Source organism: Streptococcus jiangjianxini (genome assembly GCF_040225085.1).
GTDB classification, from domain to species: Bacteria; Bacillota; Bacilli; order Lactobacillales; family Streptococcaceae; genus Streptococcus; species Streptococcus jiangjianxini.
The window spans coordinates 19,525-32,912 of record NZ_JBEHGL010000006.1; the positions used below are offsets into that span (position 1 = coordinate 19,525).

Here is a 13,388-nt window from a genome sequence, read left to right on the forward strand (position 1 = left end):
TAGAAGGGGGATAAGAGAAAATGAGTCGTAAAAATAGAGCGCCAAAACGCGAAGTATTGCCAGATCCATTGTACAATTCAAAGATTGTTACACGTCTTATCAACCGTGTAATGCTTGATGGTAAACGTGGTACTGCAGCATCAATCGTATACGATGCATTTGCAGAAATCAAAGAAACTACTGGAACAGATGCTCTTGAAGTGTTTGAAACAGCTATGGACAACATCATGCCTGTACTTGAAGTACGTGCACGTCGTGTTGGTGGTTCAAACTACCAAGTCCCAGTTGAAGTGCGTCCAGAACGTCGTGTGACACTTGGTCTACGTTGGCTAGTTAACGCATCACGTGCTCGTGGTGAACACACTATGAAAGATCGTCTTTCAAAAGAGATCATGGATGCTGCTAACAACACTGGTGCATCAGTTAAGAAACGTGAAGACACACACAAAATGGCAGAAGCTAACCGTGCCTTTGCACACTTCCGCTGGTAAGATTAAGATACGAAGGCGTGTAAAACGTACAGCAAAAATAGGAAATGCAAAGAAGAGTCTGTGGACTCTAGGAGAATTTATCTTTTTTGCTCAGCGTTTAGCCTGAGTTCAATTACTTAAGAGGTAAGGACGTTTAGTCCCAACTCAATTAAACGAATAAACAGCACTAACGGGTAGGTCCTGCCTATCCGTTTTTCTTAAATAGTGCTATAATGTTATGGTAAAATAAATTTTATAGGAGAAACCTAATGGCTCGCGAATTTTCACTAGCAAAAACTCGTAATATCGGTATCATGGCTCACGTTGATGCTGGTAAAACAACTACTACAGAGCGTATTCTTTATTACACAGGTCGTATCCACAAAATTGGTGAAACACACGAAGGTGCTTCACAAATGGACTGGATGGAACAAGAACAAGAACGTGGTATTACAATCACATCTGCTGCGACAACAGCACAATGGGATGGTCACCGTGTTAACATTATTGATACACCAGGGCACGTTGACTTCACAATCGAAGTACAACGTTCACTTCGCGTACTTGATGGTGCAGTAACTGTCCTTGACTCTCAGTCAGGTGTAGAACCTCAAACTGAAACAGTTTGGCGTCAAGCAACTGAATATGGAGTTCCTCGTATCGTTTTTGCTAACAAAATGGACAAAATCGGTGCTGACTTCCTTTACTCAGTAAGCACACTTCATGATCGTCTTCAAGCAAATGCACACCCAATTCAATTGCCAATCGGTTCAGAAGATGATTTCCGTGGAATCATCGACTTGATCAAAATGAAAGCTGAAATCTATACCAATGACCTTGGTACAGATATTCTTGAAGAAGATATTCCAGCTGATTACCTTGAGCAGGCTGAAGAATACCGCGAAAAATTGATTGAAGCAGTTGCTGAGACTGATGAAGATTTAATGATGAAATACCTTGAAGGTGAAGAAATTACGAATGAAGAGTTGATGGCAGGTATTCGTAAAGCGACTATCAACGTTGAATTCTTCCCAGTACTTTGTGGTTCAGCCTTCAAAAATAAAGGTGTTCAATTGATGCTTGATGCGGTTATCAACTACCTCCCAAGCCCACTTGACATTCCAGCTATCAAAGGTACAAACCCAGATACAGACGCTGAAGAAGAACGTCCAGCATCTGATGAAGAGCCTTTTGCAGCCCTTGCTTTCAAGATTATGACTGATCCATTCGTAGGTCGTTTGACATTCTTCCGTGTTTACTCTGGTGTTCTTAACTCAGGTTCATACGTCATGAATACGTCAAAAGGTAAGCGTGAGCGTATTGGACGTATCCTTCAAATGCATGCAAACAGCCGTCAAGAGATTGAAACAGTTTATGCTGGTGATATCGCTGCTGCTGTTGGTTTGAAAGATACGACCACTGGTGATTCATTGACTGATGAAAAAGCAAAAGTTATTCTTGAATCAATCAACATTCCAGAACCAGTTATCCAATTAATGGTTGAGCCAAAATCTAAAGCTGACCAAGATAAGATGGGTATTGCTCTTCAAAAACTTGCTGAAGAAGATCCAACATTCCGCGTTGAAACAAACGTTGAAACTGGGGAAACAGTTATTGCTGGTATGGGTGAGCTTCACTTGGATGTCCTTGTTGACCGTATGCGTCGTGAATTCAAAGTCGAAGCGAACGTAGGTGCTCCTCAAGTATCATACCGTGAAACATTCCGTGCTTCTACTCAAGCTCGTGGATTCTTCAAACGTCAATCTGGTGGTAAAGGTCAATTTGGTGATGTTTGGATTGAATTTACGCCTAATGAAGAAGGTAAAGGATTTGAGTTTGAAAATGCTATCGTTGGTGGGGTAGTTCCTCGTGAATTCGTTCCAGCGGTTGAAAAAGGTCTTGTAGAATCTATGGAAAACGGTGTTCTTGCTGGTTATCCATTGGTTGACGTTAAAGCTAAACTTTACGATGGTTCATACCACGATGTCGATTCATCTGAAACAGCCTTCAAGATTGCTGCGTCACTTGCTCTTAAAGAAGCTGCTAAATCAGCGCAACCTGCTATCCTTGAGCCTATGATGTTAGTTACTGTAACAGTTCCAGAAGAAAACCTTGGAGATGTTATGGGACATGTTACAGCTCGTCGTGGACGTGTAGATGGTATGGAAGCTCATGGTAACAGCCAAATTGTTCGTGCCTATGTTCCACTTGCTGAAATGTTTGGTTATGCAACAACTCTTCGTTCTGCAACTCAAGGACGTGGTACATTCATGATGGTATTTGACCACTATGAAGATGTTCCTAAGTCAGTACAAGAAGAAATCATCAAGAAAAATTCTGGTGAATAATACGATAGCAGTAAAATGCTTGGAGAACGCCCTCGGGTGTTCTCTTTTGTTTTACAGAAAAAAGCTTGTATTTGCAATTTAGAAGAAATTATTATACAATAATCATGTTGAAAGGTTAACTGATATATATATTAGTTAATATTTTCACAATAGCTAAGGGAGTCGTCCCTAATATAATTATTTATTGATTTTCATAAGGAGGAAATCACAAATGACAGTTAAAGTTGGTATTAACGGTTTCGGTCGTATCGGCCGTCTTGCATTCCGTCGTATCCAAAACGTAGAAGGTGTTGAAGTTGCACGCATCAACGACCTTACAGATCCAGCAATGCTTGCACACTTGTTGAAATATGACACAACTCAAGGTCGTTTCGACGGAACAGTTGAAGTTAAAGACGGTGGATTTGAAGTAAATGGTAAATTCATCAAAGTTTCTGCAGAACGTGAACCAGGAAACATTGACTGGGCAAATGACGGTGTAGAAATCGTACTTGAAGCTACTGGATTCTTCGCTAAAAAAGAAGCTGCTGAGCAACACATCCATGAAAATGGTGCTAAAAAAGTTGTTATCACAGCTCCTGGTGGAAACGATGTTAAAACAGTTGTTTTCAACACTAACCACGATATCCTTGATGGTACAGAAACAGTTATCTCAGGTGCTTCATGTACTACAAACTGTCTTGCACCAATGGCAAAAGCTCTTCACGATAACTTCAACGTAGAAAAAGGTCTTATGACAACTATCCATGGTTACACTGGTGACCAAATGGTGCTTGACGGACCACACCGTGGTGGTGACCTACGTCGTGCTCGTGCAGCAGCAGCAAACATTGTTCCTAACTCAACAGGTGCTGCTAAAGCTATCGGTCTTGTTATTCCAGAATTAAATGGTAAACTTGACGGTGCTGCACAACGTGTTCCAGTTCCAACAGGTTCAGTTACTGAATTGGTTGTTACTCTTGGACAAAACGTTTCAGTTGAAGAAGTTAACGCTGCAATGAAATCAGCTGCAAATGATTCATACGGATATACTGAAGATCCAATCGTATCATCAGATATCGTTGGTATGTCATACGGTTCATTGTTTGACGCAACTCAAACTAAAGTACTTGAAGTTGATGGTAAACAATTAGTTAAAGTTGTATCATGGTACGACAACGAAATGTCATACACATCACAGCTTGTTCGTACGCTTGAGTACTTCGCAAAAATTGCTAAATAATTGATTTCTGATCAATAGAGAAAGGAGGCTTGCCTCCTTTTTTTGTGTCTAGCTTAGCGTTACCAATGGTGTAAAAGTCAGCAATATAAAAGACTTATCTGAAACTTTTGCAGCTGTTTTAAGGATGTGACAACATGGGTATCGTCTAAGAAAGGTTGGTAAAGCTTTTGATAGTTTTATTATAAGAAGGAGTGTTCTCATTATTACGGACTTAAAGTAAGGGCTACGAAGATTTAAGCATTAGATGTAATAATGGGATGGTATTTTGGCACTGACAGCACATATTTCATCGGATTAGTTTTCGAAGCTAGTCTATTGTGTTAAATTAGGCATAGAATATTGGTCATGATGAGTATGGGATGATGACATGAAAAGGTAAATCATTAGTAACAGGCATAGATTGGAGAATAGGGGTGACTAATCATCGGACACATTGAACCTAAATATTTACAAATTGCAACACTGATTCGTCAGAAAGTCAAAGATGAATTTTACCCAGTAAATGCTAGCTTACCTGATGGGAAGACGTTAGCAAAGGAATTTAACGTTAGTTTAATGACCTTGAAGCGTGCTTTAGATATGTTGGTAGCAGAGGGTTACTTGATTCGAAGACGAGGAGCTGGAACCTTTGTGCGGGATTGGAAGTCAGTTCAAAGGCCTCATATCTATACCCTGAATGGGGCAACAGAGGATTATGGCGAGAAGGTAGAAACTAAAGTTATGGCTTTTGAGGTTATCAGGTCTGATGCAGAGGTAGCAGAGAAATTATCTATTGATGAAGATGATTTTATTTATAAGATTATTAGATTGAGGCATATTGATAAACAACCTAGTATCATGGAGTATACTTATATGCCTCTTGATGTTATTCCTTATCTTAAATATGAACATGTGACATCGTCTATTTACCGTTATATTAATGAAAATCTGGGTCGTAAGGTACATAGCGCTTTTGTAAAAGTAACAGGTGTTCGTCCTAATGCCTTGGAGCAAGAAAAGATGCATTTGGTAGAAACTGACTATATGATGCAGATTGAACAGATCGTGAGCTTAGATAATTGCAAAGTGTTCGAATATGCTGTCTCACACCATCTACCAGAAATTTTTGATTTTGAGACTGTACTTTTTAAGCAATGAGCAGAGCTTCGCAAGAAAAGAGGTGCATTTTAAAACGTAGACTAGAAAAGAATATGTGTCTGGGCTCCAAGCAATTAGTAGTTTGATTGACAAATTTATAGAACCTGTTGAGAAAGAACTGATACGATGAGGTGGCGATCTTGTAATGGCTATGTTAACTGCTGCTATGACGACTGATGTAATCGTTGGCTATCAGATATGTTATAACAGTGTTGGACATTAAAAATGACCGGAATAGCAATATAAAAGAAAGGCATTCCTGTCATTGCTATTTCACATCACCTTTATCATAACAATCTTATATGCTCATACCTAACGATTCTAATAGGTATTTCTTTGCTGACTCTTCTGGTTGCGTCTGAGTAGTTGCTCCAAAATATAGTGGCATTATTTTTCGGATTTACGTAGTTTATTAATGATGGCGGTCAGATATGGCAGCTGTCTTGTCGCTAATAGTAATCAAGACAATAAGACCAATTCCAAATATCAGTCAAATGTCATTAGGATGGCTTTGGAGCGACTCAGAGGATGTTCCTGCGAAAACTTATGGCACACAAGGGATTTCCCGTTTGATTTTTTAGTTACAGTATTGCCACATTGTCTCTTTTATCGTCTATTAGTATTAAGTACTATGACTGCTAGACTGATATGTTAATGGCTATTGGAATGAAAAGAGATTTCTATTTTGAAAAAAATGTGAAATAATTAATTTATTGCTTTCATATCTTAGGTTTCTGGGAATAATTATGTTATAATAGTTTTTGTAAAAAATTAATAAGGAGTCTTACTAATGGCTAAATTAACGCTTAAAGATGTTGAGTTGAAAGGTAAAAAAGTCCTTGTTCGTGTTGACTTTAACGTACCTTTGAAAGATGGCATTATCACAAATGATAACCGTATCACAGCAGCTCTTCCAACCATCAAGCACATTGTTGAAGAAGGTGGACGTGCAATCCTTTTCTCTCACCTTGGACGTGTCAAAGAAGAAGCAGATAAAGAAGGTAAATCATTAGCACCTGTTGCCAAAGCTCTTTCTGAAAAAATTGGACAAGAGGTTGCTTTCCCAGGAGCTACTCGTGGTGCTGAATTAGAAGCTGCTATCAACGCTCTTGAAGATGGACAAGTACTTCTTGTTGAAAATACTCGCTTTGAAGACGTTGACGGTAAGAAAGAATCTAAAAATGATCCTGAACTCGGTAGCTACTGGGCTTCACTCGGTGATGGCATCTTTGTGAATGATGCATTCGGTACAGCTCACCGTGCACACGCATCAAACGTGGGTATCTCAGCAAATGTTGATAAAGCTGTCGCTGGTTACCTTCTTGAAAATGAGATTGCCTACATCCAAGAAGCAGTTGAAACTCCAGAACGTCCATTTGTGGCTATTCTTGGTGGTTCAAAAGTTTCAGATAAGATTGGTGTTATTGAGAACCTTCTTGATAAAGCAGATAAAGTTCTTATCGGTGGTGGTATGACTTACACATTCTACAAAGCTCAAGGTATCGAAATTGGTAACTCGCTTGTAGAAGAAGATAAATTAGAAGTTGCAAAAGAATTGCTTGAAAAATCAAATGGTAAATTAATCTTGCCAGTTGATTCAAAAGAAGCCAATGCATTTGCAGACTACACTGAAGTACGTAATACTGATGGTGAAGCTGTTTCTGAAGGATTCCTTGGACTTGATATCGGACCTAAATCAATTGCTAGATTCGAAGAAGCTCTTGAAGGTGCTAAAACAGTTGTTTGGAACGGACCAATGGGTGTCTTTGAAAATCCTGACTTCCAAGCTGGTACAATCGGTGTGATGGATGCTATCGTTAAACAACCAGGTGTTAAATCAATCATTGGTGGTGGTGACTCAGCTGCTGCAGCAATCAACCTAGGTCGTGCAGAGAAATTCTCATGGATTTCAACAGGTGGTGGTGCCTCAATGGAACTCCTAGAAGGTAAAGTACTTCCAGGACTTGATGCCCTTACTGAAAAATAAGTTTTTAATAACGTAATATGCTAAAAGAGAGTGGGAAAATCAAATTTTCCTGCTCTCTTCTTGTTATGTGGTTTTAAGCCCAGTCTCGCTCCCCGAAGTGTACATTGAATGTTATACCAAAAAACTCCAAACGCGCTACAATAAAGGTGTTCAAGTCTATTGTATATTAGATGTTATAAGCCTTTTGAGAAGGTTTTTAAAGCCTAAAAAGGTAACACTTATATTAAGATGGTAAGGAATTAAGGTGGAATTTTAAGTTTCGGTCTATTAATTGTGATAAAATAGATAAGTATTGAAGTGAGGTAATAAGATGCAATTTCGTTTTGATCCTAAGAAATTTCGCTTGGGAATGCGGACTTTTAAAACGGGTTTGTCAGTTTTTCTTGTGTTAGCATTGTTTAGCTTATTTGGCTGGGAAGGTCTTCAAATTGGCGCATTGACTGCTGTCTTTAGTTTGAGAGAAAATTTTGATAAAAGTTTTTCTTTCGGGATGTCACGTATTTTTGGCAATTCAGTTGGTGGTATCTGTGCTTTGATTTATTATCTTTTACGGGAATTATTAGGGGCCGGTACGTGGGTCATGCTTGTTTTTGTCCCCATCTTAACCATGTTGACGATTATGATCAATGTTGCTTGTAATAATAAATCTGGTATTATTGGCGGTGTAGCTGCCTTGCTTATCATCACCTTATCTATTCCTCGGGGAGATACGATTCTCTATGTGTTCTCGAGAATTTTTGAAACTTTCATTGGAGTTTTCATTGCTATTTTAGTTAATACTGATGTTGACAAAGTTCGTCAGTGGTTAGTAAAAAAGAAGTTTTAGGTTAGTAAGGAGTAAGATTTAGTTGTCTGTCTCCTTATTTTTATATGTCAGAAAAAGTGACATAAGCACTTGACAGCTCTAAATTATCAGAATATAATGGACTGGAAAGGAGGTCACATGAAAGGTAAAGAATTGAGACGGACAATGGCTGTTTTCCCGATTGGGACTGTTATGAAATTGACAGATTTAACAGCTAGACAGATTCGCTACTATGAAGATCAAGGATTGATTGATCCCGAGAGAACTCCTGGGAACAGACGCATGTATTCCTTGAATGATATGGACAGTTTGCTGGAAATCAAGGATTTCATTGACGAAGGATTAAATATTGCTGCCATAAAACATGAATATGCGGAACGTCAAGAAGCTAAACGCTCGAAGCAGAAATCTTTGACGGATGCTGATGTTCGTCGTATCCTTCATGATGAACTTCTTAATCAAGGGGGATTTCAACATCCTTCATCACATTTAAATCATTTACAATCTGGAATGATTCGTAAATAAATCTGCCTCATATTCTTAAAAAGGAGATCAAATGGCACTCACAGTAGCTGATATCAAACAAGATATCAAAGATAAAAATGTTACATTCTTACGCTTGATGTTTACCGATATCTTGGGAACCATGAAAAACGTCGAAATCCCAGCGACTGATGAGCAAGTTGAAAAAGTCTTATCTAATAAGGCCATGTTTGACGGCTCGTCAATTGAAGGATTTGTGCGTATCAATGAATCTGATATGTACCTGTACCCTGACCTCGATACATGGACTGTTTTCCCCTGGGGGGATGAAAATGGTGCTGTAGCTGGTTTGATTTGTGATATTTACACGTCAGAAGGTAAACCATTTGCTGGTGACCCTCGTGGTAATTTAAAACGTTCATTGAAACACATGGAAGAAGTTGGCTTCAAATCATTTAATTTGGGCCCTGAGCCAGAATTTTTTCTTTTCAAACTGAATGACAAAGGTGAACCTACTCTTGATGTCAACGATAAAGGTGGCTACTTTGATTTAGCTCCGACTGACTTGGCTGATAATACGCGTCGCGAGATTGTTAATGTCTTGACAGAAATGGGCTTTGAAGTTGAGGCTAGTCACCATGAAGTTGCTGTTGGTCAGCATGAAATTGACTTTAAATATGGTGATGTTTTAGGGGCCTGTGATAATATCCAAATGTTTAAGTTGGTTGTTAAAACTATTGCCCGTAAACACGGTTTATATGCGACTTTTATGGCGAAACCGAAATTTGGCATCGCGGGCTCTGGGATGCATTGTAATATGTCCCTCTTTGATAAAGATGGTCAGAATGCTTTTTATGATCCTGAAGATAAAAATGGGATGCAGCTATCTGAGACAGCTTATCATTTTCTCGGTGGCTTGATGAAGCACGCTTATAATTATACAGCCATTATGAATCCGACGGTTAATTCATATAAGCGCTTGGTCCCTGGTTACGAGGCTCCTGTTTACATCGCTTGGGCCGGCCGCAACCGCTCACCTCTTATCCGCGTTCCTGCTTCTCGTGGCATGAGCACACGTTTGGAATTGCGTTCTGTTGACCCAACGGCGAACCCTTATCTAGCTATGGCAGTATTGCTTGAGTCTGGTTTAGATGGTGTTGAAAATAAGATTGAGGCACCAATACCTGTTGAGTCTAACATTTATGCTATGTCAGCTGATGAGCGTAAAGCAGCAGGAATCAGTGACCTTCCTTCAACGCTGCACAATGCGATTAAAGCTTTGCAGGAAGACGAGGTTGTTAAGGCAGCGCTTGGTGAACATATTACAACTAATTTTGTTGAAGCGAAACGCCTTGAATGGGCTAGCTATGCTACCTTTGTGTCACAATGGGAAATTGATAATTATTTAGATTTATATTAAAAACGTCCGCTGGTCGTTTCAGGTTGAAGAAAAGGTTCATTTTGGACTATTTCTTCAACCTTGTTTTTTATCTTGGAAGCTAAAAACCTCTTAGAAGTACTGCCATATCAATGCTTTTACGAGTTATATTGTTTCATAATATAGAGGTTACTTCCTCGATATTCTCAATTCGAGAAGGTTCGTTTAGGTTTTGGAATGTCTGTTGGGCATTTTTAATAAGCCAAGAGAGGAAAGGGGGTAGCTCAGAAGATTTTTTTCATTATAAAGGAAATGAAGTAGCAACAGTGATTGCCTATAATAGCGTGTAAGCCATTTTAAAGCTTAGCCTCCTTGAGGTTTAGCAGGATGGTTTTGATATCTTCATTAGGAGGTGGAGGTTATTAGTGGTCTTCCTAAGTTTCTGACGTTGCATTAGTGTTAGGTGTAATGATGACAGACTTTTTTGATTGTGAGGTTATCGATGTTACGATTGAGAAAGTAATGGGCTGTTTTTTTTTTTAGAAAACTTAAAGAAAGCTTATTTGCAACTTGAGTGTGATGAATGTCATGTCATCGTCAATGCATTGTCACATTTCTTCGGTAAGATAGACAAGTCTGATAACGAAAGGAATTTTTAATATGACATCAAAAACAGTTTTAGTAACCTTAGGCTTTGTAGCAGCGTCTGGCTTATCTTTAATGACCAGTGGCACTGCTAGTGCTGACCAGTACTCTTACAATTATTCTTATCATTATAGCTATCAGAATTATGGGAATCAATATCAAGAAGCGGCATGGGGAAGTCAACCCACAGCCAGCTATGTGCCAGTATCAACCATAAGCTCAAATGGCTATCCAGTTGGACAATGTACTTGGGGAGCCAAAACTTTGGCACCTTGGGCTGGTAGTAACTGGGGAAATGGTGGTGATTGGACAGCTAGTGCCTCGGCGGCAGGATTTGCTACGGGATCAACCCCACAAGTGGGTGCACTAATAGTTTGGACTGACGGTAGTTATGGTCACGTGGCTTATGTTACGGATGTAGCAGCTGATGGTCAAATTCAAGTGATGGAAGCTAATTATAACGGGAATCAAGCTGTTGGGAACTATCGGGGGTGGTTTAATCCATTAGCAAGTGGCACCCCAGGAATAGTGTCTTATATTTATCCCAATGTCTAATAGCAGATTATCCTATTGCAAAAGCTGGACGGTTGTCCGGCTTTTTTGGTCGAAAAAATCAGCTAGCAAAGCTAACTGATTCTTATCTATTTATGATTCTTATTTTCTTTATCGGGGGTCAGTATCATGGGAATGATAATTGGTTCACGCTCTGTCTTTTCATATAGGAAAGGACGGATAGCGTTGACAATGGCACCATTAACAGACTGGATACTAGCCTCTTTGTTTTTAAGAGCAATCCGAATAGCATTGAACAAAACACGTTGGCATTCACGGATAAGGTCTCCTGATTCGCGCATGTAGATAAAGCCTCGGCTGAGGATATCTGGTCCAGCAAGAATCATTTTTGATTTGAAATCAACAGTTGCAACTGCAAGAACAACCCCATCCTCTGATAAATCTTTACGGTCACGAAGAACAGCAGCGCCTATGTCGCCAATGCCATTACCATCAACGTAGATGTCTTGCGCGTTAAAGTGACCAGCACGGCGAGCAGAGTCTTTGGTTAGAGCTAGGACATCGCCATTTTCCATGATGAAGATGTTGTCTTTGGGAACGCCGGTATCAATAGCAAGTCCAGCATGGACTTTTTGCATGCGGTATTCTCCGTGAACGGGCATGAAGTATTTGGGTTTTATCAAACGGAGCATGAGTTTTTGCTCTTGTTGACCACCGTGCCCAGAAGTGTGGATATTGTTAATCTTACCATGGATAACTTCAACGCCAGCTTCTTGAATGGTATTGATCAACTTGTTAACGCTTGTTGTATTACCAGGGATTGGACTTGATGAGAAGATCACAGTATCGCCAGGTTGCAAGGTTACTTGGCGGTGCATACCGTTTGCAATGCGAGCAAGGGCAGCCATTGGTTCACCTTGAGAACCTGTACACATGATAAGGATTTCACTAGCGTGATAGTTTTTCATTTCACTAGGCTCAATAATGGTTCCTTTTGGAACCTTGATGTAACCCAGTTCAACACCGTTTACGATAGCTTTTTCCATTGAACGCCCAAAGACAACAATCTTACGTCCTGTTTTCACAGCAGCCTCAGCAGCTTGTTGTAAACGGAAGATATTTGAGGCAAAGGATGCAAAGATAATACGTCCGTCAATACCTTCAATGAGTTTCATGATAGATTGACCAACTACTTTTTCTGAGTTAGTAAAAGTAGGGACTTCTGCATTGGTAGAGTCAGAGAGAAGACACAGGACGCCTTCTTCACCAAGGGCCGCCATTCGGTGTAGGTCAGCAGGCTCACCAACAGGTGTAAAGTCGAACTTGAAATCTCCAGTACAGACAATTTTTCCTTGAGGAGTGTGAATAACAATTCCTAAAGGTTCTGGAATAGAGTGAGTGGTACGGAAGAAAGTAACGCTAAGGTTTTTAAAAGTTAGTTCAGTATTGTGATTAATCTCGTATAACTGAGCATCTCTCAACAGTCCATGTTCTTCAAGTTTGCCACGGATTAGAGCAAGGGCGAGAGGTCCAGCGTAAATAGGTATATTGGCCTGTTTGAGAAGGAAGGGAATACCACCGATATGGTCTTCGTGACCATGCGTGATGACCAGTGCTTTGACACGGTCAAGGTTTTCAACGATGTATGAGTAATCAGGGATGACATAATCAATCCCTAGCAGATCGTCTTCAGGGAATTTAATACCGGCATCAACAATGATGATTTCATCTTGATACTCAATCCCGTAGGTGTTTTTTCCAATTTCTCCCAAGCCACCAATCGCATAGACCCCAACTTCTTCGGGTTTTAGATTGATATTTGACATAGTTCCTTGACGTTTATGTTAACGTCAGTCCTTTCTATCTAGTTTGGATTAGAATGTTGTGAGTTTGAAAACACCTTTTTCTTTTTCGTATTCAAGGTGTTTATCTGATAATAAGTCGATATGTTCGATGTTAAAAGCGGTGTTTTCTTCAATGAGTTTGCGAGCTTTGATACGGCCTTCTAACTCCTCTTTAGCATCGATGTCAACATAAAGTGATTGCGTGGTTTCACGACGTGGGTTACGTTCTTTTGTTTCTTGGTAGAAAACTTTGTAAATCATAAAATTCCTTTCTGGTTTGGTCAATGGCTGACAATAAAAGAAGACAACCTGTTTGGTTAGGTTGACTCAATGTGTTGATGTCTGTGTCATGCGTTAACCGTGATATCGTTACAATTATCTTAAATTATACCATAAAGGCAAGGTATAGTAAAAACATTGACGAGAAAACACGACAAACGCATGAAAATCCCTAATCTATTTCTCTGGCTTCGAAGCTATGTTTGCCTTACAGTAATCGTTTTAAATACTGGTCAAAGGACAGACTAAGGACAAATTTTTTACGTCGCATGCTCAT

11 protein-coding genes are annotated in these 13,388 nt (G+C 39.6%); 9 read left to right on the forward strand and 2 right to left on the reverse strand.

Annotation, left to right across the window (positions count from 1 at the left end; genetic code table 11):
- Positions 1-20: 20 nt before the first annotated feature.
- From rpsG to ABP870_RS04105, 9 genes are all read left to right on the forward strand, one after another.
- Positions 21-491 (forward strand): 30S ribosomal protein S7, encoded by a 471-nt coding sequence (gene rpsG / locus ABP870_RS04065; RefSeq protein ID WP_017768901.1) that lies wholly within the window; start codon positions 21-23, stop codon positions 489-491.
- A 248-nt stretch (positions 492-739) separates the two neighbouring features.
- A complete protein-coding gene (gene fusA, locus ABP870_RS04070; RefSeq protein WP_062711497.1) occupies positions 740-2,818 on the forward strand; it encodes an elongation factor G in 2,079 nt (692 codons plus the stop codon).
- A 211-nt stretch (positions 2,819-3,029) separates the two neighbouring features.
- The gene (gene gap, locus ABP870_RS04075) at positions 3,030-4,040 is read left to right on the forward strand and encodes a type I glyceraldehyde-3-phosphate dehydrogenase (RefSeq protein WP_062711500.1); all 1,011 of its coding nucleotides are present in this window, start codon (positions 3,030-3,032) and stop codon (positions 4,038-4,040) included.
- 453 nt (positions 4,041-4,493) lie between these two features.
- Positions 4,494-5,177: a GntR family transcriptional regulator gene (locus ABP870_RS04080; RefSeq protein ID WP_350014216.1), complete on the forward strand. Its 684-nt coding sequence runs from the start codon at positions 4,494-4,496 to the stop codon at positions 5,175-5,177.
- Between the two features lie 790 nt (positions 5,178-5,967).
- Complete coding sequence (locus ABP870_RS04085; RefSeq protein ID WP_350014209.1) at positions 5,968-7,164, forward strand: phosphoglycerate kinase; 1,197 nt, start codon at positions 5,968-5,970, stop codon at positions 7,162-7,164.
- Between the two features lie 310 nt (positions 7,165-7,474).
- Positions 7,475-7,990, forward strand: coding sequence for an FUSC family protein (locus ABP870_RS04090; RefSeq protein ID WP_350014210.1), 516 nt, complete (start codon positions 7,475-7,477; stop codon positions 7,988-7,990).
- Between the two features lie 117 nt (positions 7,991-8,107).
- Positions 8,108-8,494: a MerR family transcriptional regulator gene (locus tag ABP870_RS04095; RefSeq protein ID WP_350014211.1), complete on the forward strand. Its 387-nt coding sequence runs from the start codon at positions 8,108-8,110 to the stop codon at positions 8,492-8,494.
- 31 nt (positions 8,495-8,525) lie between these two features.
- The gene (gene glnA / locus ABP870_RS04100) at positions 8,526-9,872 is read left to right on the forward strand and encodes a type I glutamate--ammonia ligase (protein WP_350014212.1); all 1,347 of its coding nucleotides are present in this window, start codon (positions 8,526-8,528) and stop codon (positions 9,870-9,872) included.
- A gap of 618 nt (positions 9,873-10,490) precedes the next feature.
- Entirely contained in the window at positions 10,491-11,030 is a 540-nt protein-coding gene (locus tag ABP870_RS04105; protein WP_350014213.1) for a CHAP domain-containing protein, read from the forward strand.
- An 86-nt stretch (positions 11,031-11,116) separates the two neighbouring features.
- Here ABP870_RS04105 and rnjA read toward each other — a convergent pair whose 3' ends face one another.
- Positions 11,117-12,814, reverse strand: coding sequence for a ribonuclease J1 (rnjA, locus tag ABP870_RS04110; RefSeq protein WP_350014214.1), 1,698 nt, complete (start codon positions 12,812-12,814; stop codon positions 11,117-11,119).
- Between the two features lie 48 nt (positions 12,815-12,862).
- A complete protein-coding gene (locus ABP870_RS04115; RefSeq protein ID WP_350014215.1) occupies positions 12,863-13,093 on the reverse strand; it encodes a DNA-dependent RNA polymerase subunit epsilon in 231 nt (76 codons plus the stop codon).
- Positions 13,094-13,388 lie beyond the last annotated feature (295 nt).